At 68.6% G+C, this 24,620-nt stretch carries 17 protein-coding genes; 13 read left to right on the top strand and 4 right to left on the bottom strand.

The window, feature by feature from the left end; all coding sequences use genetic code 11:
* Positions 1-954: 954 nt before the first annotated feature.
* The 7 genes from WD341_RS14965 to WD341_RS14935 all read left to right on the top strand — a co-directional run bounded on the left by WD341_RS14965 (position 955) and on the right by WD341_RS14935 (position 13,751).
* Positions 955-7,377 (top strand): tandem-95 repeat protein, encoded by a 6,423-nt coding sequence (locus tag WD341_RS14965; protein ID WP_368426280.1) that lies wholly within the window; start codon positions 955-957, stop codon positions 7,375-7,377.
* 165 nt (positions 7,378-7,542) lie between these two features.
* Positions 7,543-8,547, top strand: coding sequence for a methyltransferase domain-containing protein (locus tag WD341_RS14960; protein ID WP_368426279.1), 1,005 nt, complete (start codon positions 7,543-7,545; stop codon positions 8,545-8,547).
* Positions 8,548-8,599: 52 nt separating this feature from the next.
* On the top strand, positions 8,600-10,114 hold the full coding sequence (locus tag WD341_RS14955; RefSeq protein WP_368426278.1) for an asparagine synthase-related protein: 1,515 nt from the start codon (positions 8,600-8,602) through the stop codon (positions 10,112-10,114).
* Between the two features lie 87 nt (positions 10,115-10,201).
* Positions 10,202-10,711: a hypothetical protein gene (locus WD341_RS14950; RefSeq protein ID WP_368426277.1), complete on the top strand. Its 510-nt coding sequence runs from the start codon at positions 10,202-10,204 to the stop codon at positions 10,709-10,711.
* Positions 10,708-11,163 carry a glycosyltransferase gene (locus WD341_RS14945; RefSeq protein WP_368426276.1) on the top strand — a complete coding sequence of 152 codons (456 nt, stop codon included), beginning with the start codon at positions 10,708-10,710 and terminating at the stop codon, positions 11,161-11,163. The genes WD341_RS14950 and WD341_RS14945 overlap by 4 nt, the downstream gene beginning before the upstream one ends.
* 31 nt (positions 11,164-11,194) lie before the next feature.
* Complete coding sequence (locus WD341_RS14940; protein WP_368426275.1) at positions 11,195-12,694, top strand: lipopolysaccharide biosynthesis protein; 1,500 nt, start codon at positions 11,195-11,197, stop codon at positions 12,692-12,694.
* Positions 12,695-12,713: 19 nt separating this feature from the next.
* Positions 12,714-13,751, top strand: coding sequence for a polysaccharide deacetylase family protein (locus WD341_RS14935; RefSeq protein ID WP_368426274.1), 1,038 nt, complete (start codon positions 12,714-12,716; stop codon positions 13,749-13,751).
* 33 nt (positions 13,752-13,784) lie between these two features.
* Here the strand turns inward: WD341_RS14935 and WD341_RS14930 are convergent, their stop codons facing one another.
* Together WD341_RS14930 and WD341_RS14925 are read right to left on the bottom strand one after the other, a co-directional pair.
* Entirely contained in the window at positions 13,785-14,798 is a 1,014-nt protein-coding gene (locus tag WD341_RS14930; RefSeq protein WP_368426273.1) for a class I SAM-dependent methyltransferase, read from the bottom strand.
* 15 nt (positions 14,799-14,813) lie between these two features.
* Positions 14,814-15,884 (bottom strand): GNAT family N-acetyltransferase, encoded by a 1,071-nt coding sequence (locus WD341_RS14925; RefSeq protein WP_368426272.1) that lies wholly within the window; start codon positions 15,882-15,884, stop codon positions 14,814-14,816.
* A 224-nt stretch (positions 15,885-16,108) separates the two neighbouring features.
* Here WD341_RS14925 and WD341_RS14920 point away from each other — a divergent pair, with 224 nt between their 5' ends.
* Positions 16,109-17,509, top strand: coding sequence for a Coenzyme F420 hydrogenase/dehydrogenase, beta subunit C-terminal domain (locus tag WD341_RS14920; RefSeq protein WP_368426271.1), 1,401 nt, complete (start codon positions 16,109-16,111; stop codon positions 17,507-17,509).
* Positions 17,510-17,512: 3 nt separating this feature from the next.
* On the opposite strand, the gene WD341_RS14915 is transcribed toward WD341_RS14920, so the two are convergent.
* A complete protein-coding gene (locus WD341_RS14915) occupies positions 17,513-18,607 on the bottom strand; it encodes a polysaccharide pyruvyl transferase family protein (RefSeq protein WP_368426270.1) in 1,095 nt (364 codons plus the stop codon).
* A 290-nt stretch (positions 18,608-18,897) separates the two neighbouring features.
* Between WD341_RS14915 and WD341_RS14910 the strand changes: the two genes are divergently transcribed.
* From WD341_RS14910 to WD341_RS14900, 3 genes are all read left to right on the top strand, one after another.
* Positions 18,898-20,286 (top strand): polysaccharide pyruvyl transferase family protein, encoded by a 1,389-nt coding sequence (locus WD341_RS14910; RefSeq protein ID WP_368426269.1) that lies wholly within the window; start codon positions 18,898-18,900, stop codon positions 20,284-20,286.
* A 136-nt stretch (positions 20,287-20,422) separates the two neighbouring features.
* Positions 20,423-21,733 carry a putative O-glycosylation ligase, exosortase A system-associated gene (locus WD341_RS14905; RefSeq protein WP_368426268.1) on the top strand — a complete coding sequence of 437 codons (1,311 nt, stop codon included), beginning with the start codon at positions 20,423-20,425 and terminating at the stop codon, positions 21,731-21,733.
* A gap of 43 nt (positions 21,734-21,776) precedes the next feature.
* The gene (locus tag WD341_RS14900; RefSeq protein ID WP_368426267.1) at positions 21,777-21,971 is read left to right on the top strand and encodes a hypothetical protein; all 195 of its coding nucleotides are present in this window, start codon (positions 21,777-21,779) and stop codon (positions 21,969-21,971) included.
* Positions 21,972-22,113: 142 nt separating this feature from the next.
* On the opposite strand, the gene WD341_RS14895 is transcribed toward WD341_RS14900, so the two are convergent.
* Positions 22,114-23,289, bottom strand: coding sequence for an adenylate/guanylate cyclase domain-containing protein (locus WD341_RS14895; protein WP_368426266.1), 1,176 nt, complete (start codon positions 23,287-23,289; stop codon positions 22,114-22,116).
* A gap of 157 nt (positions 23,290-23,446) precedes the next feature.
* On the opposite strand from WD341_RS14895, the gene WD341_RS14890 reads away from it, so the two are divergent.
* Together WD341_RS14890 and WD341_RS14885 are read left to right on the top strand one after the other, a co-directional pair.
* Positions 23,447-24,100, top strand: a complete 654-nt coding sequence (locus WD341_RS14890) for a hypothetical protein (protein ID WP_368426265.1) — start codon at positions 23,447-23,449, stop codon at positions 24,098-24,100.
* A 168-nt stretch (positions 24,101-24,268) separates the two neighbouring features.
* On the top strand, positions 24,269-24,475 hold the full coding sequence (locus WD341_RS14885) for a hypothetical protein (RefSeq protein WP_368426264.1): 207 nt from the start codon (positions 24,269-24,271) through the stop codon (positions 24,473-24,475).
* The last annotated feature ends 145 nt before the right edge of the window (positions 24,476-24,620 follow it).

Genomic DNA, 24,620 nt, shown 5'->3' with positions numbered 1-24,620 from the left:
TCTCGGCCGGGAGACTACGGGAACGCCGGCTCGGCAAGCACCCCCATCGCGTCATGCCGGGCGCGCGAATATCTCCTGGCTGCGCAATAGGCGGCCGAGGCGGGCTGCAGGCCTCGACCTGCGCTCAGTCGTCTCCGCCGCGGGCGGGGAAGAAGGGACAGCCGCCGCGGCTTTCGGCCGAGGCCGGGTCGGCGGCGCGGGTGCAGGGCGTTGAGCGATCCGGGCGGCGCGTGGGCGCCGAGGCAATGCCAGGGGTTGAAGGACAGGCGATCGCCGAGCGCGTCCTCGTGCCGGCGCGGCTGCAGGAAGAAGTCGAAGCCGATCGGCCCCTGCTCGAGCGCCGCCCGCAAGCGGGCCCGGAAGTCGCGCCCGCTGACGCGCCGGCGCCGGAGCGTAGCGGCATCGGGGGAGGGGGCGTCGCACGATCTCGAGCGGCATTGGTCGGTCCTCGCGCCGGTTAACCGGGACATAGGCGGCAGATCGTACCGGACACAGGGCTAACACGTCCTGGCAGGCGTAGCCGCGGGGAGACGGTCCTGTCGTCGAAGGAGCGTAGGGGAGTGGAGGAGGGCAGGCGGTTCGTACGCGGCCTGTCGGAGGGGCGGCGGCCATCGAGCGCGCAGCTGCGACGCGCGGTCGCGGTCTTGGCGCTGCGCCGCGGCCAATCGTTAACGTCGCTGTCGCTCTCTTGGTTAATGCATAGTATAGATTATGACCACATCGGACCGAAACCCCGTGAAACGGCCCGAAGAAATGTAAGGATCTGTAAATGATTTTGGCGAGAATGCGGTGACAGTGTTTAGAACGCCGCAATTTGGTCGGAAATTCGAACTTTTAAAGATCGCAGATCCTTTCTGGGCTTTCTTATTCGATGCAGTAGTCGTTTTACCGCTGATTAACAGGTGAGGGCCTATTCCAGCTCCAACAGAACCCCCTGTCTAGTTGGAGCCGCCCATGTCCCCCCAGTCCTCTACCGACCGTATTTTGACCCTCGCTGTGCGGCAGACCGTCCAGGGCGACCCGCTCGCCCTGCTTCTGGGCGCCGCCGGGCTCTACCTGCCCGTCGTCGCGAGCGTGTCGGGCGACGAGTCCGGTTCGCTGCAGCTCGTCAGCTTCGAGCTGCCCGAGGATCTCGACCTGTCCCGCCTGCTGCTGATCGTCGCCGGTGGTGACGCCGGCCAGAGCGCGACCGTCGAAGGCCTCTGGCTGGGCGACACGCCGCTCGACGCCGATCAAGTTGGCGCAACGCTGTCCGCCGGGCAGTCGCTCGCGCTGACGCTTCCGGGCTTGGCCCCCTCCGGCCCGACGGCGCCCGAAGGTGCGATCGTCGGCACGGCGGGTGACGACGTGCTGACCGGCACGGCCGGGGACGACGTCCTGTTCGGTGCCGAGGGCGCCGACACGATGATCGGCGGCACCGGCGACGACACCTACTACGTCGATAATGCCGGCGACCGGATCGTCGAGGGCTACGGCGCCGCGACCAACGGCTACGACACGGTGATCAGCACGGTCGACTACGCGCTCGAGGACAGCGCCTGGGTCGAGACGCTGCAGGCGGGCAGCGACGCCGGCCTCAGCCTGACCGGCAACAAGGGCTACAACGTCATCGTCGGCGGGGCCGGCGACGACCGTCTCGACGGTGGCGCCGGCAACGACACGCTGTTCGGCGGGGCTGGCGACGACATCCTGATCGCCGGCGCCGGCAGCGACACGCTGGACGGCGGCGAGGGCAACGACACCGCGCTCTACATCGGCAATGCCTCGGACTACACGGTCACGAAGCTCGCCGACGGCCGGGTCAAGATCACCGGCCCCGGTGCCTACGACTATCTCAGCAACATCGAGGCCCTGCAGTTCGCCGACAAGCGCGTCGAGCTCTCGGAAGGAACCGCGGCGCCGGTCATAGCGGCGGCGGACGACCATGGCGAGCTGCTGGAGGACGGCAGCATCCGTCTCGACCTGCTTGGCAACGACGAGGGACGGGACCTTCTGGTCACCGGCTTCCAGGCGACCACCACCCAGGGCGGCCAGGTCACCTTCAACCAGGACGGCAGCTTCACCTACCGCCCGGCCCAGGACTTTCATGGCACCGACAGCTTCACCTATCAGGTGACCGACAGGAATGGGGCCACGGCAAGCGCCACCGCGACCCTCAACGTCGCCGCCGTCAACGACGCACCGCTCGCCCGGCCCGACGCCTTCGAAGTCGTCCACGGCGAAGCCTTCCATGGCCAGGGGCTGCTCGCCAACGACAGCGATGTCGATGGCGACCCCCTGTCGGTCTCCGACTTCGACGCCGTCTCTGCCGGAGGCGGCACGGTCGAGGTCGCGGCCGACGGCAGCTTCACCTACAAGCCCGCCGACGGCTTCTCCGGCGAGGACAGCTTCACCTACACGCTGGACGACGGGCAGGGCGGCACGGCCATCGGGACCGTCACTCTGACGGTCGCCGCCCCCTCCGGCCCGACGGCACCGGAAGGTGCGATCGTCGGCACGGCGGGTGACGACGTGCTGACCGGCACGGCCGGGGACGACGTCCTGTTCGGTGCCGAGGGCGCCGACACGATGATCGGCGGCACCGGCGACGACACCTACTACGTCGATAATGCCGGCGACCGGATCGTCGAGGGCTACGGCGCCGCGACCAACGGCTACGACACGGTGATCAGCACGGTCGACTACGCGCTCGAGGACAGCGCCTGGGTCGAGACGCTGCAGGCGGGCAGCGACGCCGGCCTCAGCCTGACCGGCAACAAGGGCTACAACGTCATCGTCGGCGGGGCCGGCGACGACCGTCTCGACGGTGGCGCCGGCAACGACACGCTGTTCGGCGGGGCTGGCGACGACATCCTGATCGCCGGCGCCGGCAGCGACACGCTGGACGGCGGCGAGGGCAACGACACCGCGCTCTACATCGGCAATGCCTCGGACTACACGGTCACGAAGCTCGCCGACGGCCGGGTCAAGATCACCGGCCCCGGTGCCTACGACTATCTCAGCAACATCGAGGCCCTGCAGTTCGCCGACAAGCGCGTCGAGCTCGTCCCGGGCACGACGACGCCCCTGGCCCTCGGCGACGACCAGGCCGACCTCCAGGAGGATGGTTCGGTCCGGCTGGACCTGCTGGCCAACGACGAGGGCGAAGACCTGGTCATCACCGGCTTCGACGCGACCTCCGACCAGGGCGGCACGATCCTTCGCAACGAGGACGGCAGCTTCACCTACCGCCCGGCCCAGGACTTTCACGGCACCGACAGCTTCACCTACCAGGTGACCGACAGGAACGGCGCCACGGCAAGCGCCACCGCGACCCTCACCGTCGCCGCCGTCAACGACGCGCCCGAGGCGCAGGACGACCATATCGACACCCAGGAAGACACGACCATTCGTATCGATGTGCTGGCGAACGACCGGGACCCGGACGGCGATGCCTTGACGATTGCCGGCTACGATGCCACCACTGCCCGCGGTGGCAGCGTCATGGTTAACGAGGACGGCAGCTTCAGCTACACGCCGGCTGCCGATTTCAATGGAACCGACAGTTTCGTCTATCAGGTCAAGGACGCGTCCGGTGCGGTCAGCTCGGCGACCGTCACCGTCGTCGTGGCGGCGGTCAACGACGCCCCGGTGGCGCGCGACGACACGATCGAAAGCGAGGAGGACACGAGTGTACGTATCGACGTCTTGGCCAACGACAGCGACGTGGATGGGGATGTCTTGAGGGTCAGCTGGTACCAGTCGATGACCGACAAGGGCGGCTCGGTCGTGCTCCAGGAGGACGGCAGCCTCGTGTACACGCCGGCCTCGAACTTCAGTGGCACGGACAGCTTCGCCTACAAGATCGCCGACGCCAAGGGCGCGATCGGGGCGGCCATGGCGATGATCCTGGTCGCCGCGGTCAACGACCTGCCCGAGGCACAGGCCGACAACTTCGACGTCTCCTACGGCCAGGTCTTCTCGACCAACGGCGTCCTCGACAACGACACGGACGTCGACGGCGACACCCTGGCCGTCGTGGCCTTCGATGCGGTCTCGGCCCACGGCGGCGCGATCGACATGGCCGCGGACGGCAGCTTCAGCTACACGCCGGCCGAGGGCTTCATGGGGGAGGACGTGTTCAGCTACACCGTCGGTGACGGCCAGGGCGGCGCCGCGACCCAGCTGGTCACCCTGAAGGTCGCACCGCCGGCCGGTGCGATCGTCGGCGGCGACGGCGCCGACAGGCTGCAGGGCACTGCGGGCGCCGACATCTTCTTCGGCGGGCCGGGTGCGGACGAGATGATCGGCGGCGCCGGCGACGACACCTACTACGTCGACAATGCCGGCGACCGGATCGTCGAGGGCTACGGCGCCGCGACCAACGGCTACGACACGGTGATCAGCACGGTCGACTACGCGCTCGAGGACAGCGCCTGGGTCGAGACGCTGCAGGCGGGCAGCGACGCCGGCCTCAGCCTGACCGGCAACAAGGGCTACAACGTCATCGTCGGCGGGGCCGGCGACGACCGTCTCGACGGTGGCGCCGGCAACGACACGCTGTTCGGCGGGGCTGGCGACGACATCCTGATCGCCGGCGCCGGCAGCGACACGCTGGACGGCGGCGAGGGCAACGACACCGCGCTCTACGAGGGCAAGGCGGCCGACTACACGGTCAACTACGCCAGCGACGGCAGGGTCGTGGTCAAGGGCGAGGGCACCTACGACTATCTCAGCAACATCGAGAATCTGCAGTTCGCGGATCAGACCTTCGCCCTGGAGAGCGGTGGCGGGACTACCGAGCCACCCGCGCCGGGCGACGGCGATAGCGCGCCGTCGAAGCCGCCGGTGACCAGCCCGCCGCCCAGCGGTCCGACCGCCGGGGTCGTGACCGGCCCGCAGATCGTCCAGGCCCAGGGGGCCGGCGAGATCGTCGGCATGCAGATCGCCAGCCAGTCCGGCCAGGCGGCAGCGGCCCAGACGATGACGATCGGCCAGGTCTTCGCGGCCGGCGACCTGCAGCCCGGCCAGGGACTGGTGGCACGCATCGGCGACGCCGACGTGCCCGTACAGGTCGACGTCAAGGCGCTGAACGACGACGGCTCGGTGCGTCACGCGGTGCTGAGCTTCGAGGCACCGGCCCTGTCGGCCGGCGAAAGCCTGGACGTCATGCTGAAGCAGGGCGCCGCCGCCTCCGGCTCGACGATCGACCCGCTCTCGGCGCTCCAGGCCCAGGGCCACGACCTGAAGCTCGAGGTGAGCGTGCAGGGCGGCAGCCCGGTCGTGCTCGACATGGAGAGCCTGCTCGCCCAGGCGAAGCAGAACGGCACGCTGGAGACCTGGCTGTCCGGCCCCGAGGCGACGGAAGTCCGCTTCTCGGCCGCGATCAACGACAGCCTGGAGGCCCGCTTCGACGTCCGCGTCAACGCCGACGGCTCGGTCCGCTCCAGCGTCACGGTCGCCAACGAGTGGGGCTACAAGGAGGGCGTCACCGCCCAGACCTACGACGCACGGATCCTGGTCAACGGCAGCGAGGCCTTCAAGGTCGACGACCTGAACCACTACGAATGGTCGACCTGGCGCGAGGTCGTGACGACCGAGGCCGATGGCAGCGTCAACCTCGGCGCCGTCGAGCCGGTTCGCGTGCTCCGCGACATGGCCTACATGATCGAGACCGGCGCCCTGCCTCGCGTCGACACCTCGATCGGCATCGAAGCGAGCGTGCTGGCGACCTTTGGCAAGCTGCTCGACACCAAAGACTTCGGCCCGCTCGGCGCGGGCAGCATCTACCAGTACATGCCCGGCACCGGCGACCGCCCGGACATCGGCATGCTGACCGAGTGGGCCATGGCCTACCTCCAGAGCCAGGACCCGCGGGCCGAGGCCCTGATGATGGCCAACGCCGAAATGGCCGGCTCGGTGCCGTGGCACTTCCGGGACGCAGGGACCGGCGAGTACGTCAGCGTCGACGACCATCCGAAGCTGTGGCTCGACAGCCGCGGCGGCTCAAGCAACTACGGCGACGACGCGCCGCCGGTGCTGCTCAAGGGGTCGGGGGGCGGCTTCACGATCGACTCGTCGCACCAGCCCGACCTGTCGTTCCTCGCTTATCTGCTCAGCGGCGACGCCTACCATCTCGAAAACCTGCAGGCGCAGGCGGCTACCAACCTGGCCCGGATTGCGCCTGACTACCGTGATTTCGGAGAGGAGATCATCGGCGCGAGCAATCAGGCGCGCGGCCAGGCTTGGTCGATGCGGACCCTGTCCAACGCGGCCTGGATCTCTCCGGAGGACAGCGAGCTGAAGGAGTACTTCGAGGATCGGCTGCAGAGCCACCTCGACGGTTTGGTGAAGCACTACATCACCGACGGCGCCATGAAAGACACGGGCGAGGTCGAGGGCTGGCTCGAGACGACCTATGGCATTCGGGGAGCCATCGGTCCTTGGCAGAACAACTACTTCGCCACCGTGATGGACATGATCGCCGGGCGGGGCGAAGAAGCGGCGGGCCAAATTCTGCAGTGGCAAGCCAACTTCATCGCGGGCCTTTGGCTGAACGGTGACCAGGGGTACGACCCGCTCTACGCAGCGCCCTACAGCCTGCACGTCTTCGACGGCTCCAGCGGCAACGTGCTCACGGGCGATCGCTTCACCACCTGGGAGGAGCTGTTCCAGCACTCCTACACGGCGGAGGGGCAGGCGGGTGCGGATCTCGAGCTGAAGGACGGGCTGGAGGCCGCCTCGTTCGGCGGGCCCGGCGCGAGCGGCTATGCCGCTCTGGCCCGTGCGGCGCTCGCCGGCTTGGTTACCCAGGGAGTCTGGGAAGGGAGCGAGGCCTTCGGCTTCGCCGTCGAGCACTCGCAGACGGTGGACGGTGATTTCACGCGGACCAGCAAGTTCGCGGTGATGCCCGAGTTCGCCGACGGCTCGACCCTCAAGGCCGCCGACATGCACGTCGGCGGGGCCGGAGCGGACATCATGGTCGGCACGGACGTCAACGAGCTCTATGCCGGCAGCGACGGCGACGACACGATTGAGGGGCACGGCGGCATCGACATGCTCTACGGGGGCCGCGGCAACGACATTCTCCGGGGCGGTGCAGGCGACGACCAGATGTTCGGCGGCGACGGCGACGACGTGCTCGACGGGGGGCCGGGCAACGACCTGATGAAGGGCGGCAAAGGCGCGGACCGCTTCGAATTCTCGGCCGGCAACAGCGGCAACGACATCATCATCGACTTCGATGTCTCCGAGGACCGGATCGGTACGCAGGGCGGCTACAGCCTTTCCTCGGATGCAAGCGGCAACGCCCTGGTGCTCTTCGACGACGGCGGCGAGGTCTTGCTGATCGGAGTCCAACTCGACGAGCTCCAGGGGTCGCACTTCTACGGGATGTAGCTGCCGCATCCGCTGCCTCCCGGGCACCGTGGGCCCGGCGGCCACCGCCGCCGGGCCCATTCTTTTCGTCGGCCTGCGGAACCGATTCTCCGCCCGCGCGCTAGACTTGCACCGACCATGCTTCAGCGGCATGAGGGCGTCGGTTCGTGTTGCAAGGGGGGCGAAGTGGAGCAGGAGACGGCAGTTCTTGCGCCATCGGCGCAGGCGGTGGCGGGTCCGCGCGCGACGGAGTTTTGCTGTCCGCGTTGCGAGGGGCGGCCGCCGCTCGATCGGGTCGATCAGGCGCTCGTTTGCGCGAGTTGCGGGACCCCGTATCCGATCGTCAGGGGCATTCCGGTCCTCATCAACGACGACAACAGCGTTTTCGCCGTCTCCGACTACGAGTCCAGCGAAGTCTATCGGGGCGACGGCTACGGTACATCCACGGACTCGGCGTCGAAGCTGCGAAGCGCCTATCACCGCTTTGCCGGCTTCTTCCTCAATTTCGCGATCAAGCGCCGCCACCTGGATGCCGAGAAGGCCCTGGAGTCGATCACGGCGGAGCTTCCTGACGCACGCATCCTGGTGATCGGTGCGGGCGATGCGATCTACGAAGGCGAAGTCGACTACGTCTACACGGACGTGGCGTTCTCGAGGAACGCGGTCTGCATCTGCGACGCGCACGACCTGCCGTTCGCGGACGCGCACTTCGATGCGGTGGTGGCGGTCGCGGTGATGGAGCACGTTATCGACCCGCCCCGATGCGTTGCGGAGATTCACCGGGTTCTGAAGCCGCGAGGGTACGTCTATGCGGCCACGCCCTTCATGCAGCCGGTCCACATGGGAGCCTACGATTTCACCCGCTACAGCTATCTCGGCCACCGGCGACTGTTCCGGTGGTTCGACGACATCGAGAGCGGTGTCGCCCTCGGTCCCGGCGCCGCCGCCTCCTATGCGCTGCAATACCTGCCTCTCTGCTTCTCCGACAACGGCACCTACCGTCGGATCGTCAGGCTGCTGGCCTTGATCGCCGCCACGCCGCTGAAGCTGCTCGACCATTTCACCTTCAACAAGAAGGCGTCATACGACATGGCCGGAGGCGTGTTCTTCTTCGGCCGAAGGCGGAGCGCGCCGATCTCGGACCGGGAAATGATCCGGAACTACCGGGGCGCCATCAGAAAGGGTGCCTGAGGCGAGACAGCTGGCTCGGTGCCACAGGACCGGCTGGCTCGATGGGGGTGAGATGACGGCGCAGGTCGCGAGCGTTCCCTTTATCTGCGCTAGGCGAGAAGCGCTGGGCATAGGCTTCTCCGGAACGTCGACGGCCCGCTTCGGCCTCGACCTGACCGACGCCTCCGGTCGGCGCAACGGCGTCTTCTGGCGTTGGGAGGCCGAGGGCGACCGGGTGACGCTCGTCAACGACCACCTGGGCATGGCGCCGCTCTTCTACCACTCGGACGAGAGCCGCTTCATGGCTTCGCCCTCGCTGGCGAAGCTGCTCGAGCTGGGCGTACCGCGCGAGCTCGACGCCGAGGCGATCTGCGTCTTCCTCCGCCTCGGCTGGTATCTCGGCGAGGACACGCCCTTCCGCCACGTCAAGGTGCTGCCGCCCGGCGCGACGCTGGTTTGGCAGGCCGGACGACTCTCGCTCGACGCCGGAGAGGTCGTGCGCCGCGAGACGCCGATGACCTACGAGGCCGCGGTCGAGGGCTATGTCGATCTGTTCGGGCAGGCGATCGCGCGGCGCCCGGCGCCGCCCGGGGACTGTCTCGTGCCGCTGAGCGGCGGCGCCGACTCGCGGCACATCCTGCTCGAGCTCTGCCGCCAGGGACGGGCGCCGCGGCACGCCGTCACGGTGGTGCGCTGGCGCACCGAGGGCGACCAGGACTGGGAGTGCGCGGCCCGCCTGGCCGCGGCGGTCGGGGTCGAGCACGTCGCATTGCGGCCCTCGCGCTTCTACGCGCGCGAGGAGCTGCTGAAGAACCGGCTGACCGGCTTCCTCTCGGACGAGCACACCTTCCTCAATCCGATCCGCCGCTTCGCGCTCGGCCGCTTCGGCCATCTCTTCGACGGCATCGGTGGCGACATCCTGTCGGCCGGCCTCTACATCGACCGCGAGGCGACCGAGCTCTGCCGCCGCGGCGAGTTCGAGCGACTTGTTCCGCGGGTGCTGCGCTACGACGGCGGCCTGGACTTCCTGGCGCGCGCGCTGTTCGGCATCGCGCTCGACGTCGAGGCCGTGGCGCGCGAGCGGGTCGCGCGCGACCTCGCCCGTTGGCAGCAGGCGGCCAATCCGCTCGGCCTGTTCTATCTCATGTCCCGCACGCGGCGCGAGGTCGCGAGCGCGCCCTACGGCCTCTTCGCCGCAGTCGGCCAGGTTCACGCCCCCTATCTCGACCGGAACCTCTACGATCACCTGGCCGGGCTGCCGGCCGAGCATCTCTGGGACCACGGTTTTCACCGGGACGTCATCCGCCGCGCGTATCCGGAACAGGCCGATATCCCCTTCGCCGCGGGCGAGGCCAAGCCCTCCGCTGCCCAGAAGGGCTCTGCCGCGATGCAACTCCTCGGCTTCGCGGCCATGCGCTCGCCCTCGGCTACGGCCGGGCTCGCGAGGCTGGTCGCCCGGCAGGTGCGCGGCGGGGACGCCGGGCGATTCAACTGGCGCACCGCCTTCTATCTGTTGCAGCTCGACCGGCTGCGCGCCACGCCAAGGCCCGACGAGCCGAACCGCTGGCCGCTTGCCGAGGCCGGGTGACCGTGGGGCTGGCGAGCGAGGCGGAACGATCGGCCGGCTGATGCGTCATGACTGTTATCGGGGATGTGTGTTCGGGGGTGATGCGGGATGCAGGGTCGCGAAGACGCGAAGAAGAAGGCGTTGGTCCTGCTGACCGGTGGCGGGCACCTGTTCCAGACCCTGCTGCTCGTGCGCAAGATGGCCGGCCGCTTCGACTTCGACTACGCCGTGGTCGGCTGGGGCGGGCCGCCGAGCTTCGAAGGCTTGCCGCCGGGGCAGGTCTACAAGGTCGTCTCGCTCTCGAACTTCTCGCGCAACAGTCGGCTCGGCGACCTCTACGGCCTCTGCCTCGCCTTCGCCCAGTGCGTCCGCATTCTCGCGCGCTCCAGGCCCGACCTCGTCCTCGGGGTCGGCACCAACAACGTCCTGCCGCTGTTCCTGGCGGCCTGGCCGTTCCGCATCAAGCGCGTCTTCGTCGAGAGCATCACGCGGGTCGAGACGCCGTCGCGCACCGCGCGGATCGTCGCCCGCCTCGGCGTCGCGAACCGGCTCTACGTGCAGTGGCCGGGACTGGTCGGCAAGCTGCCCGGCGCCGCCTACAAGGGCAGCGTCCTATGATCTTCGTCACCGTCGGCTCGACGATGCCCTTCGACGAGCTGCTGCAGGAGATCGACCGGCTGGCCGGCGAGGACGCGCTCGGCGAGGAGGTGCTCTGCCAGACCGGGCACTCGGGCTACGAGCCGCGCCACTGCCGATTCTTCCGCTTCGAGAAGGGCCTCGACCGCCATTTCGAGGCGGCGAGCCTGCTGGTCGTGCACGGCGGCACCGGCTCGGTGCTGCAGGCGCTGCTGCTCGGCAAGCCCTTCGTCGCCCTGGCCAACCCTCGATCCGACGGCGACCATCAGGCGGAGTTCCTGGAGCGCCTGTCCGAGCAGACGCCCTTCCTGTGGTCGCGCGACGTCGGCGAGCTTCTGGCGCTGATCGAGCGGGCCCGCGCCGCCCGGCCCGCACCGCTCGCGCTGTCGACCCGCTCGGAGCTGGTCGACGACATGCTTTCCCTGCTGCGCTAGGCACGCGTGGGACCGATCCGGTGAAACCACGATGAGCAGCGACGGCAAGGGCGACGGCCGCTTCGGCGGCAAGACCGCCGAGCAGCAGATGCTGCGCGGCTCGGTCTGGATGATCGGGATGCGCTGGGTGATCCGCGGCATCGGCCTGGTCAGCACGCTGATCCTGGCCCGCCTGCTCGCGCCGGAGGACTTCGGCCTGGTCGCGATGACGCTGGCCGGCATGCAGATCCTGACCATCGTCTTCTCGGAATCGGGCCTTCGGCTGGCGCTGATCCGCCATCGCGACCCCCAGCGGGTGCACTACGACACCGCCTGGACGCTCAACCTGATCATCGCCGCCGGCGTCGCGCTGGCGATCGTCGCGGCGGCTCCCCTTGCCGCCGACTACTTCGACGAGCCGATGATCACCGGGCTGATGCGACTGCTCGCGCTGATGCCGATGATCCAGGCGCTGGAAAGCATCCGCACCGTCGACCTGCAGAAGCACCTGCGCTTCTCCGCCGACTTCCGCTTCAACATCGCGGTGAAGTTGGCCAGCTTCTGCGTCACCGTCGGCCTCGCCGTCTGGCTGCAGGACTACCGCGCGCTGGTCTGGGGCATGCTCTCGGGGTCCGCGGCGCGCGCCCTGATCAGCCATCTCGTCGCGCCGCACCGGCCCCGGCTCTCGCTGGGCCACGCGCGCGAGCTCTTCGGCTTCTCCATGTGGGTGCTGGTCTCCCAGCTCGGCGAGCACGCGACCGATCTTGCCGACCGGCTGATCGCGGGCCGGCTGTTCGGCGCGGAGACGGTCGGCTTCTATCACGTCGCCAGCGAGGTCGCGGTGGCGCCGGCGCGCGAGCTGACGGTCTCGATCGCCCGCGCGCTGCAGCCGGTCTACGCGCGCCTGACCGATGATCCGGCGGAGCTGGGGCGCAAGTACGCCGGCGTGCTGGGCATCATCGCGGCGGTCAGCCTGGCGCCCTCCTTCGGCCTCGCGCTGGTCGCCGATGACGCGGTGGCGCTGGTGCTCGGCGACAGGTGGCTGGCCTCGGCGCCGCTGATCGCCTGGCTGGCGCCGGCCTTCGCGCTGCATTTCCTGACCCGGACGAACTACACCGTGCTGCACGTCCTGGGCTACGCCCGGCGCGCCGCGGTGCTGCGCTGGCCGCTGGTCGCCGGCATCGTCCTGGCGATGTATCTCGGCGGCACGCACTACGGCATCGAGGGCGTGGCGGCCGGCCGCTTGGCCGCGCTGCTGCTGTTCCTGCCCTGGCCCTTCCTGATCACCGGCCGGCTGGTCAGCCTGGGCTTCGGCGACTACCTGGGCGCGCTCTGGCGGCCGCTCGCCGCGAGCGGTGCCATGGCGCTGGCGGTCTGGCTCGGCCACCAGGAGCAGTTTCCGCTGGTCCTGCGGCTGGTCCTCGACGTCGCGCTCGGCGCGCTCGCCTACGTCGCGGCGAGCCTCGTCCTCTGGCGTATCGCCGGCCGGCCCGAGGGCGCCGAGAGCTTCCTGCTGGCGCAGCTGCGAACGCGCCGGGCGGCATCGACATGAACAGGGGAGGGTGACGCCCGTGTCCCTGAAGCGCTCGCTGCGCGCCGGCCTCCACGGCCTCGGCGGCTACGGCCTCTATCACCGGCTGCGCAACCGCGACCGCCTGACCGTCGCGATGTTCCACCGCGTCCTGCCGCAGGCCGACCCGCGCTTCGCCGAGAGCGATCCCGCCTACACGGTCAGCCTGGCGCGCTTCGAGGACTACCTGGACTTCTTCGCGCGGCACTACGCGGTCGTCGACTACGCCGACCTGGCCGGGCGGCGGCCGCTGCCCCCGCGACCGCTGCTGATCACCTTCGACGACGGCTGGGCCGACACCGTCGAGGTCGCGCTGCCCGCCCTGCGCCGGCGCGGCTGGAACGCCCTCGTCTTCGTCGCCGGCTGCGCCGTCGGGCGCGCGCGGCCGTTCTGGCAGGAGGAACTGCTCGGCGCGGTGCGCGGCGGCCGCTTGACGGTGGAGCGCCTGGCCGGCGCGGCCGCGGAGCTGCTGGGCGAGCGCCCACCGCTGCCGCCCGGGGCCGGCGGGCTGGCCGCCGCCCGCAGCGTCGTCGCCAGCCTGGAGCGCCTGAACTGGGCCACGGTCGAAGACTGGGTGCTGGCACTGCCTGAGCTAGCCGGTGGCGGGGGCGCGCCGGCCATGGCCGACGCCGAGAGCCTGCGGGCGGTGGCGGCAACGGGCACGACGATCGGCGCCCACGGCCACAGCCACCGGCCGCTGACCCGCGTAGCGCCGGAGCAGGAGCTGGCCCGCGCCCGGAGCATCCTCGAGCCGATCGCCGCGGCCGGCCCGACCGGCGCGCTCGACAGCTTCTCCTTTCCCCACGGCCTCTACGATGCGGCCGCGGTGGCGGCGGTCCGGCGGGACGGCTACCGCTTCCTCTTCACCAGCGACGCCCACTTGAACGCGGCGGAGCCCGGGACGCTGGAGCAGGGGCTGATCGGGCGCATCGCCGTCGGCGGCGAGACCGCCACCCTGCCGGCACCGGCGCTTCCGGAGGGCAGGCTCTCCTCCTCGGAGCGGGCCAACTGGTTCTTCAACCGGCCGCCGGCGCCGTAGCGGAGGCCGCCGGGGCAGGCCAGCCGCGATCCGCTACCTGCCCGCGCCTGCAGCCTCCTCCGGGCCCTGCGAGACGAAGTAAAGGTACATCTCGCTGCCGTGGGGCTGCTCGCGCCGGTCCCGCCATTCCGCCTCGGCCAGGCGTGTCAACCCGACGTCGAGCAGGGTGGAGGGCCAGCGCAGGACGCCCAGCACCGGCCAGGCGGCCAGGTAGGCGGCGCGCTTGACCGGCCCGAAGCGGCGCCGGTCGGCGCGCCGCAGGCGGCGCCAGAGCGCGCCGGGATGGCGCAGCAGGGCGAGTCCGACAAGGCCGGAGCGGTAGGCGGCGAGGGCGAGCCTGTCGCCGGGGTTGCGACCGCGGGCGACCGGCGTGATCTCCGCGGCGTCGGCCAGGTTCGCGGTCAGCCACCGGACCCCGCCCCACGACTGGTTGGCGTACCAGGCGCGCCGCAGCGCGAAGCCATGCCGCCCCAGGGGCCTGGCCAGGTCGTCGGAGGTGAGGCGGCGCAGGTGGCCGGGATCCTCGAAGAAGAAGCGCCGGCCCTCGCCCTCGATACCGCCCTCGATGCGGGCGACCAGGCGCTGCTCCAGGCTGCCGGGGTTGCCGCAGGGCAGGATGTGGACCATCTCGCCGCCCGGGGCGAGCAGCGCCGCCATCTCCGCGAGCGTCGCCTCCAGGTCGAAGACGTGCTCGATGACGTGGTGCGTGAACAGCAGGTCGAAGCGCGTGCGCGATTCCTGCAGCTCGGCAGTCGTCGCGAAGCGGAGCCCGGGATGCTTCCGGCGCGCGCGCGCCAGCGCCTCGGGGCTGAGGTCGCAGCCCCAGACCTCGAGCTGGGGGAAGCGCCGGCTGATTGCGCCGGCGAACTCGCCCGTGCCGCAGCCGTAGTCGAGCAGGCGCAGGGGCCGGTTGCCGACGGCCTCACCGACGAATTCCAGGACCTTGTCGACCTTGACGCTCTCCCAGCGGTCCATGTAGCCGTCCTGGTAGCGGCGATCGTAGTAGTCGACGAGATCGGTCTCCTGCCGGACCGTGACGACCTGCATTCCCGATTTCCCCCCTCAGGCCCGGGCCAGCGCCTGCAGCGGCGACTGGCGCACCTTCCAGCGCAGGCGCAGCAGGCCCTGGGCGAACTGGCCGCCGAGCGACCGGCGGGACCAGACGCCCTGATAGAGGCGATGCTCGTGGTTGGAGAAGTCTTCCTTCATCTTTGTCTTGCCGGCGCCGCGGTCGATCAGCGCGAGCCCTTCCTCGTCGGCGGCCTCGATGACGCTCAGCAGCAGCAGGCTGCCGGGCGCATGCTTCCTCAGGTCCGGATTGTACACCGGAAACCAGTAGTGCAGCACCTCGCCGCAGCGAAGGCCGTAGTGCGAGGCGACCCAGGTGTCGCCGGCGAACAGCTCCGACAGTAGCGGCATGCAGCTCGCCGTCGGCGCCTCGAGGAAGCGCGAGAGCAGGCGCCTGAAGCCTGCCTCGGGCACCGCGAGCTGGTCGTAGACGCCGGTGCGCCGGTACTGCTCCACCTTGCGGTCGAGCAGGAAGGCGAGGCGCCCTGTTTTGTCGGCGGTATCGAACTCGAAGCGCAGCGGCCCGAAGTCCCGCTCCAGATTGCGCCGGCAGCGGGCGAGGTTCGAGGCGAGCTTCTTCTTTTCTTCGCGGAAGCGCTCGAGGAAGGCGCTCGAGCCGCCTTCGATCCGGATCATCAGGCCCGGTTCCGGGTTGTCGGCGGGAAAGCCCCGGGCGACCTGGCTCTCCGGCAGGTGGCTGTAGAGCAGGCAGTTCGGCCCGGCCCGCGCGGCCGCCTCGTCGATGCCCAGGCGCAGGCCCTCGGACGCGACCAGGCCGAAGTAGTCGGAGAACTCGCCGCCGACCCGCTCGGCGATACCCGCGTTGCCTTGCCAGCCCTGGCGCAGCTGGAACGGCAGGAAGGCCGCCGGCGCGCCGCCCTCGCGCACCACCAGCACCTTCACCTCATTGAGCGCCGCCTCGGTGACGCCCTGCGCGAAGCGGGGGCTGAAGAAGGGCGAGCGCAGCGCGGCGTTGGATCGGCAGGCCTCGTCCCAGGCCTCCCGCTCGTCGGCGGTCAGGTCGGCGATGGAAGCCACCCGGGAGGTGGCATAGGAGCGGTTCATTGGGTCACCGTGTTGATGGGCCGGTATACTCGCAGCGCCCTTGCCGCTCGTCCTCCGCAGGCGTCGTGCGGAACGATACCAGGGGCGCGGCTCTTAGGGTCGGCGTAAAGCCTCTCGTGGTAGGGCTATCGGGAATCACGGCTGCGCTGAGCGCGTGGCACGCTGAAGCGGCTTCGATATCTCCAATACGGTGCACAAGGCTACCCATGTCCGAAGAGAGCACGTTGATCGACCAGGTTATCGGCGGGGGGTACTGCATCGGGTGCGGTGCATGCAAAGCATTCGCACCGGAATCCTTCGAAATGGTTATGAGCGATCTCGGTTGCTGGCAAGCGAGGCGGATTTCAATCGGCGGAAAGGCCGACGCGGTTTGCCCCATGACTGGTGTCGGCGCGGACGAAACGCAGATCGCCGGCCAGAGGTTCAACAGTCTTCCCGACCACCCTGAGATTGGCCGGTACAGAGCGTGCGGCGTCGGGTGGGTTGCTGATGACGAGTCCCGCCTCCGCGGCAGCTCCGGCGGACTCATCACATGGCTGGCCGAACGGCTGCTGGACCAGGGCTTGGTTGATGCTTTTGTCCACGTGAGGCCGGCAAGCGACGCTGGTATCAAGGGTGCACCCCTGTTTCGCTTCCAGATCTCTCGCTCCGTCGAGGAGCTTAGATCGGGATCGAAGTCGCACTACTATCCTGTTGAGATGTCAGAGGTGCTTGAGGAGATCAAGCGCGTGCCGGGCCGCTACGCGATCGCTGCAATCCCCTGCTTCGCGAAGGCCGTGCGGCTCCTCGCTCGACAGGATCCCGACCTCAGCGAGCGAGTGCAGTTCGTTGTCGGTCTCGTTTGCGGGCATCTGAAGAGCCGGTTCTTTGCAGAGCTTCTCGGGTGGCAGGTGGGAGCGGCTCCGGACCGCCTCAACGGCTTCGACTTCAGGTACAAGCTGCCCGGTCAGCCTGCCTCGCGCTATGGCTTCGAGGCGCGATGGCTCGGTGACGACGGTCATCCACAGGTAGCCCGAGCCGCGATGGCCGAGGTCCTGGGCGGCAACTGGGGCCTCGGATTCTTCAAGTACGAAGCCTGCGATTACTGTGACGACGTCTTAGCGGAATGCGCAGATGTCGCCATCGGCGATGCCTGGCTGCCAGGCTATGCCGATGACTACCGCGGAACCAACGTCTTCGTCGTCCGTGATCCCGCTTTGCACCAGCTCATCGAAGCCGGGAATGCTGGCGGACAATTGGAGCTTGAGTCGGTGGGGCCGGAGCTTGTGGCCAAGTCGCAAGCCGGGGGTCTGAGGCACCGCCGCGAAGGGCTGGCGTACCGTCTCGCGCTGAAGGACGCGGCAGGTAAGTGGAGGCCGCGCAAGCGTGTGCCGGCCTCTCTCGATGTCAATAAGAAGCGCAAGAGGATTTACGATCACCGGACGAGCCTGATGCATGAAAGCAAGGCTCTCTTCAGGCTGGCGCGCGAGCGCGGCGACATCCTGGTGTTCAAGAATGGAATTGCGTCGGAGGTCGAAAGGTATCTGACAGCCTACCGGTCCGCGCAGACTGCGCCTCTACCCGTGCGAGCGGTCAGGAGGGCAGCCAGGATTGCGCGCAGGATCCTCGGCCGGGTCGTCGGCTAAGGTCTAAGACGCGGCGAGCAACGATCGCAGCCAGACGGCATTTTCCGCGAACTGGTGTTCGAAGGTGTCGCGCGCGGTCGCGAGGCGCCTTCTCATGGAGTCGAGGCTCTGAAGCGCGAGGTCGACGTTCTCGATGATGTCGCTGTCCTTCCAGTCCATGCCCAATTGGCAGTGCTCAGGCAAGCCGAGCAGATCGAACAGAAGCTTCGTCTTGAAATCATAGGCGAAACTGACCAACGGCGTGCCGGCGCTTGCGCAGAGGATGGCCGAGTGCATCATCTGCGCGATGTGGAGGTCTAGGTCGCCGTATGCCGTGGCGAGCTCACGAGGTGGCAGGTCGACGAGTTCGGCCTCGATCCCGGCGGCGCGCAGCAGGCGATATGCGACCCGTTCCGGTTCCGAGTGCAGGAAGTAGCGGTAGCGCGCGCCGGTCCGTCGCTGAATGCTGGCGAGGGAGCGCGCGTATACTGGAAGATTGCGCTTGAAACTGGACCAGGAGCCGGGTCCGTGCACAGCGAAGTTCAACCCTATGCGGAGCGCTCCTCCGCCTGGCTGCACGCCGTGACGAGGCGGACGCTCGAGCAGAAACGCCGGGTCGATGGAGACCCTGGTCTGGCCACCGGCCTCATTGAGCAGACGCGCTGCAACTGGATCTCTCGTGATTCCCCCCCTCGCCAGGGCGCCGAGGGCGCCGAGCGCGGCGCGAGATTCCGGCGAGGGTGCCAGCTCTCTTCCAGCCATGTGGTCGAGGCGGATATTGACCCCTATGCCGTAAAGGAGCACAGGGCACTGAATTAGTTCGAGCAGTTTTATGTCTCTAATGACCCAGTCGTTCAATGTCTCTGCGCCTGAGAAGTGTAGATACCCACTTCCAGATATGACGAAGAGGTCACTGGCGCGGTTTATTTCATCTATTGCATCGGGATCTAGCGACCCCCATTTGACGAGTTCGAAGTCGATGTTTTCATCTTGAAGTATTTTTGCAAATTGTTCCTCTACAGCAATGGATATAGCGTAATCGCCCTTGTTGGTATTGGCGTGGTCGGATAAGTAGTAATGGTGCCCGCGTAGATTTCCTGATACGGAGTAGCCCAGCACGATTGCGCGCCTGTATGCGCGTCGGAACTGCTTCCTGATTGGGTTTAGACGCAGCGGAGTGTGCGCAAGCTGCCGCGGCTCCGCGCAGTATAATACGACCTTCATCAATTCTCCATCATCGGCCGACGAACATAGCGTGACCCGCCGGCGCGGTTCGCGTGCATTGGAACATATTGCGGGGGCGGCTGCCCCGGAACGATAAATGGGGGGTGGAAGTTGGTCGTCACGAAAGGCTTCCGGGCAGGCACTGGCTCGGGTCGCGCCTGGAGGGGATGGGGGATCCACGGACCATGAAGGAAGCATCGACTGCGCGGCTGCCCGCCGCCGGGTCGCCGCTGCGCGTACTTCGCCGCGGCTCGGGCGCGCTCGCCACGCGGCCGGCTCCGCCGATGGCGTCGAATAAAGTGGATCTCGGTACTCCGTCCAAGCCGTCCCCCATCGTCCTCTACACCCTCGTCCCGAGCGGAGAGGCCCGTCCCCTGATGCGCTCCCCGCAGACGCGGCTGCGGTACGCGCTGGGCAACGCGGTCGATCATGTCGATTGGCGGGTCCGGCGCCGCTTTGCATTCAAGCCATACCGCTTCGAAAGGTTCCGCTGCTCGAACATCGGCGACGCCGCCGTCCGCGCCACCGTGGCGCAGCAGACCACGGCCGGACTCGCTGCCGAGGTTCCTATCGAAGAAATCCAGTGGGGGCGGCTGACCGCGGACCGGATCGCCAGGATCAACGCGGAAGGATCGCCGGTCGTCATCGCCGGGGGCGGCTATCTCGCCGCCGACAGCAGCGGCGAACTCATGCCCTTCGTCGAGCACGACTTCGAACTCTTCGAGCGTCTCGAGGCGCCGCTGGTGTCCTTCGGGATCGGCCTCAACGTGAACCGTGAGCTAGGGTTCGCTTCGGAACGGCCGTCGCTAACGCGCCAGGCCATCGAGCTCTTGGGGCGATTCGCCGACCGCCATGCCCTCATCGCCGTGCGCGATGCTTTCACCTGCGAGAGCCTCGCGCGGGCTTCCGGCCGGGACATTCTGGTCATCCCCGATCCGGTCTTCTTCATGGACCCGGCACCGGCCTTGCGCGGCGCCGCGCGCGCCGCACCCGGCCGGCGACCCGTGGTCGGGCTCAACTTCGCCTTCCACGGCCCGCATGTGGCCGGCAATCTTGCCCGCCACTTCCCGCGGTACCTCTCCATCCTGAAGAAGCTGCGCAACCGCACCGGCTGCCGATTCGTCTACTTCGCCCATTCGGATCCCGAGCGTCTCGTCTACCGCCTGCTGCGCGCCGAAGGGCTGGTGGACGAGCGGGCGGATGCGGACTCGCCGGCCGCTCTGCTGTCGGCCTACGGCCGGGTCGACGTGGTGATCGGGGAAATGATGCACTGCGCGATCATGGCAATGGCCGCCGGCACGCCGGTCGTCTCCGTCGGCTACGATGTCAAGCACCGGGGTCTGTTCGACCTTCTGGGCCTGCCGCACTGGCATCTCGACCCGCTGGCGGAGCCGCTGGAGGTGCTGGAAGAGCGGACCGCGGCCCTGCTGAGCGACTGGTCGGCGGAACGGGCGACGCTGGTCGAGCGCCTTGCCGCACTGGAGCCCTCGTATCGCGCCTTCACGGCCCAGTTCGCCGAGCTGCTGGCGCGCCTCCGGCCGGATGTGTCGTCACAACCGGAGCGGCTATCGTGACGCCCACCGGAAACGAGGCGCGCGTCGGTCGATTCGCTGCTATTCTCCGGCTCCGGCCCCGCGCGATCGCCTCCAGGGGCGAACTCGCGCGAGGGGCGGACGCTCCGCGAGAGTCCAGGATACCGGGTCCAGGCGCATGCGCTCTTTCGTCCTGATTCTCACCATCGGCTGCCTGCTGCCCTCCTGCCTCTTCTATCCGCAGGTCGGCATGCTGGTCTGGGGCTGGCTGACCCTGATGAGCCCGCACCAGGAGGTCTACGGCCTGGCGCAGGCCTTGCAGTTCAACCTAGTCGTCGCCGTCGTGACGCTGCTCGCCTGGCTGGTCTCGGCCGAGCCGAAGGTGCCGCCGGGCTCGGCCGTGCTGTCCGCCTTCATCCTCTTCGTCCTGCTGATGGGCGTCTCGCAGCTGACGGCGGCGCTGCCGGACTATTCCTTCACCTTCTTCGACCGCTTCATTCGGGAGATGGTCTTCATCTTCCTCTGCCTGGCGATGCTGAACAGCAAGGCCCGCATCCACGCGATGCTGTGGATCTACGCCATCTCGATCGGTTACTTCGCCGTCAAGGGCGGCGCCTTCACGCTGGTCTCGGGCGGCGGCTACCATGTCGTTGGCCCGCCCAACAGCATGATCGGCGACAACAACCACATCGGCCTCGCAGTGGTCATGGCGCTGCCGGTCATGAACTACCTGCGCCTGCAGACCGCGAACCGCCCGCTGCGGACCGGTATCGTCCTGGCCATGGTGCTGAGCTTCATATGCGTGCTGGGCACGCAGTCGCGCGGCGCCTTCATCGGCCTCGCCGCCATGGGCCTGGTGCTGATCTGGCGCTCCCGTCACCGGACCCTCAGCCTTGTCGTCATCGCCGCGATGGCCATTCCGATGGTCATGTTCATGCCCGAGACCTGGGTCGAGCGGATGGAGACGATCGGAAGTGCGACCGACGACAATTCCTTCAATGCGCGGGTGCAGGCCTGGTGGATCGCCGTCTACATCGCGCTCGGCGACCCGCTGACGGGTGTCGGCTTCCGCGCCGGCTACATCCAATCCGTCGCCGACATGTTCACCGGCGGCGGCTACGTCGCCCGTGCCCACCACAGCATCTATTTCGAGATCCTCGCCGCGATGGGCTTCCTCGGCCTGGCCGTCTATCTGCTGATCATGTTCCTGACCTGGCGCAACGCGGCCCGGGTCCGGCGCCTGGCGCGCGACAGGCGGGGGCTGGAATGGGCCCACGACCTGGCGTCGATGGCGCAGGCGACGCTGGCCGGCTACATCGTCGCCGGCGCCTCGATGTCGGTCGAGTTCTGGGCCGGCTACTGGCTGTTCGTGCCGATCCTCCTGCATCTGCGCCGCCTGGTGGAGGCGGAGGTCGTGGTCGGCGCGGACGCGCCTTCGACAGCCTTGCGGCGCGGGCCCGCAACGGCCGCCCTGGAGCCCAGGCGATGATGCTCCCGCGAGACCCCGCGATGCTCGAAAGGCGGTCGGAGCCATGGTGACGGGCCTGCTGTTCCTGGGCGCCTGCATCGGCGTGATCGTCGTGGTCTTCTGGATGGTCGCCAACGACAAGCTCCGGCCGGACGAGCCGACCCGCGGCCTGCTGGCGATGCGGGAACCGAAAACCGATGCCGCGCCCGATCCGGGGCCGCAGCCGGGCCGCGAGCGATCGGAACGGTCGCCTCGGTGAGCGGCCCGCCCGCCCTTGCGGGCGGATGCCGCCTGAACAAGCGCTTCCCGGAATTTTCCGTGCGAAGCGCGCCCGGCGAGCGGTCGGCCAGGCGAGCGGTCCGAGACCCGGGCGAGCGTCTCGGGCGGACGCCTGCCCCTGATCACTCGGTCTGGCGCAGGGCGCGCAAGCGATGGATCTCCACCGGCGACGTCACGCCCTTCAAATCGGCCGCACCCAGCGGCTCGGCGTCGACACGCGCCTCCACGTCCTGGTAGGCGCGCTGGCCCAGAAGGATTTCGCCGTCGGCGGCACGATCGCAGAGCCGAGAAGCGACGTTCACGACCCTGCCGACGGCGGTGTAGTCGGCGCGACCCCGGAAGCCGATCAGCCCCAGGGTCGCGTATCCGCTGCCAATCCCGATCCCGAGGCCGATCGACCCGCCGCAGACCGGCCAGGAGGCGCGCAGCGCCTCGAACGCGCTGCGGATGTCGAGGCCCAGGCGCACGGCGTCCAGCACCGGTTCCGCGCAGGGAAGGGGATCGTTGAAGAAGGCCATCAGGCCGTCGCCGGCGCGGAAGCCGATCGTCCCCCGGTGCTCGAGCACGAGCTCGCCGACGCGATCGTGGAAAGCCTGCAGGATTTCGATCACCTCCTCGGGTTCGGCCCTTTCGGCCGCGGCGGTGAAGCTCCGGAGGTCGCAGAAGAGGCAGGCGATGTAGCGCCGATGGGTGTCGAGGACGTGCGTGTCCTTTTCGGCCACGACCAGCTCGGCCACCTGCGGTGCCAGGAACTGCTTCAATCGGCCGAGGCGGTCGATCTCGTGGTCCTGGCTCTCGACCGTTTGCGCCAGGTGGCGGTTGAGGGCCTCGATCTCCTGCGCCTGCCGTCGCACCGTCCGGTTCAGCGTGACCAGGAATGCGTTCTGGTTGAGCAGCGCGGCGATGACGATCAGCACATAGGCCAGGGCCTCCACGCGCGTGTCGTAGTTGAGATAGAGCGTGGCGATCAGCACCGCAGCGCCGGCGCCGCCAAGCGCGATGGGAAGGCTGTTGGCGTGGGTGCGCCGGTCGCGCCAGAGCGCATAGACGGCGAGCAGCGCGAAGCCCCACATGATGACGCCCTGGAGATGGGGATTGATCGGCAAGGCGACGTCAAAGATGGCCCGCGCGAGATTGATGCCGTAGCAGACCGCGAGCGAGACGAGGCTCGCGAACATGGCGAGAGAGCCGAACGGCAGGACGATCCTGAGCTCCGTGGCGTGGTTCGAGTCCGCCGCGGATTCCAGTTGGGCCTGGGCAGGCCGATCGCTGGGTGTGGTTTCCGGCTCTCGCGCCATAGCGCCCTATCCGTCGCCCGTCCTGGGAGCGCCTGCGGCCGCCGCACTCCACCGTCGGGAACCGTTGGCGACCGCGGGATGTCGGCCCCCGCAACCCGCAGCTTCGCGGGGCACCGAGGGTGCGGGGTCGGGTTCGACATTGCAAGGGCGAGGCCCCGTGGAAGCGGTGCAGGCGGTCTTGCGTGTGCACCGCAAAGACGCTGGATCGGGGCTGCATGATCGCCTAAGTTGGGGCTGGGGCTGGTTTTTCTCGGGGGTAGGGGGCGTGAAACCGACATTCCTGATGCTGGTCGGTTGTTTGATTCTGGGCGCCTGCGCGCAGCCGCGCATTTCCTTGACCTACGTGCCGCAGAACACGCAGGAGCTGGAAGGGGCGCTGACCGTGGATGACTTCGGCTATTTCCCGCCGGAGGGCGTGGCGCAGGACGAGATCGAGGAGGCGGCGCTCGGGTCGCTTCATCTGACCGAGCCGGTCGGACGCTTCGTCGCTGTCGCCGTGGCGCAGGAACTGCGCGTGGCAGGCGTCAAGCTGCGCGGGGACTGCCGCCTCACCGGGGAGGTCAATCGCTTTCGGCTGAACTCGCTGGGCTTCAGCAGCGACTACATGACGGACATCCGCTACATCCTCTACGGCTCGGACGGCACGGCGCTGCTCGACAGCACCTACGGGACGAAGTTCAACGCCAGCAAGTTCGTCCCGGCGGAGGTGATCATCGCGAACCTGAACAAGCTGGTTTCGGACAACATCGGCCAGCTGCTCAGGGACCCCGGCTTCAGGCAGGGCCTCGAGGACGAATGCCCCGTCACGTGAGAGCGGCCCGCCCACTCGCGCCGCTGCTCGCCCTCTGTCTGCTAGCGGGCGGCCTGCTCGCGGGCTGCCTGCAGCCGCCGAACGCCAGCACTTACTCCCGCTCGGAGATGGGCCGGGCCGCTCGGCGGCAGCGTACGGACCAACATCATCGGCGCCGTCGGCGGTGCGGTGGCCGGCGGCCTTGTCGGCGCGGTCGCGGAGGCGCAGCTGAGCCGGGCCGGAGCCAAGGAGTTCGTGGTCCGGCAGGACAACGGCCAGACGATCGCCGTTGTCCAGATCGACGACGAGGGGCTGGCGGTCGGCGACCGGGTGCTGATCCTGCGCTCGAACAAGGTCCGGCTGATAGGTGACGGATCGTACCGGAAACATGGGTAGCACCTCTTGGCAGGAGCCGTCCTGGTCCAGCACTGCTCGGACTGCCGACGGCCGCCCCCGCGCTGCTCCCCTGCGCGGTCGCGGCTCGACCAGGATGTCGCCGTGCGAGGGCGTCAGCAGCCGGCGCAAGGGCACCCGAGGCAGT

Origin of the sequence: Tistlia sp., assembly GCF_040905785.1 — a bacterium.
Lineage (GTDB): Bacteria > Pseudomonadota > Alphaproteobacteria > Kiloniellales > DSM-21159 > Tistlia.
The sequence above is the reverse complement of the archived record's forward strand: the minus strand, read 5'-3'. Positions and strand labels throughout refer to the sequence as shown.

Coding starts and splice junctions, on each gene's coding strand:
- WD341_RS14965 (WP_368426280.1), top strand. CDS start 955: ATGTCCCCCCAGTCCTCTACCGACCGTATTTTGACCCTCGCTGTGCGG.
- WD341_RS14955 (WP_368426278.1), top strand. CDS start 8,600: ATGACGGCGCAGGTCGCGAGCGTTCCCTTTATCTGCGCTAGGCGAGAA.
- WD341_RS14950 (WP_368426277.1), top strand. CDS start 10,202: ATGCAGGGTCGCGAAGACGCGAAGAAGAAGGCGTTGGTCCTGCTGACC.
- WD341_RS14945 (WP_368426276.1), top strand. CDS start 10,708: ATGATCTTCGTCACCGTCGGCTCGACGATGCCCTTCGACGAGCTGCTG.
- WD341_RS14940 (WP_368426275.1), top strand. CDS start 11,195: ATGAGCAGCGACGGCAAGGGCGACGGCCGCTTCGGCGGCAAGACCGCC.
- WD341_RS14930 (WP_368426273.1), bottom strand. CDS start 14,798: ATGCAGGTCGTCACGGTCCGGCAGGAGACCGATCTCGTCGACTACTAC.
- WD341_RS14925 (WP_368426272.1), bottom strand. CDS start 15,884: ATGAACCGCTCCTATGCCACCTCCCGGGTGGCTTCCATCGCCGACCTG.
- WD341_RS14910 (WP_368426269.1), top strand. CDS start 18,898: ATGAAGGAAGCATCGACTGCGCGGCTGCCCGCCGCCGGGTCGCCGCTG.
- WD341_RS14905 (WP_368426268.1), top strand. CDS start 20,423: ATGCGCTCTTTCGTCCTGATTCTCACCATCGGCTGCCTGCTGCCCTCC.
- WD341_RS14900 (WP_368426267.1), top strand. CDS start 21,777: ATGGTGACGGGCCTGCTGTTCCTGGGCGCCTGCATCGGCGTGATCGTC.
- WD341_RS14895 (WP_368426266.1), bottom strand. CDS start 23,289: ATGGCGCGAGAGCCGGAAACCACACCCAGCGATCGGCCTGCCCAGGCC.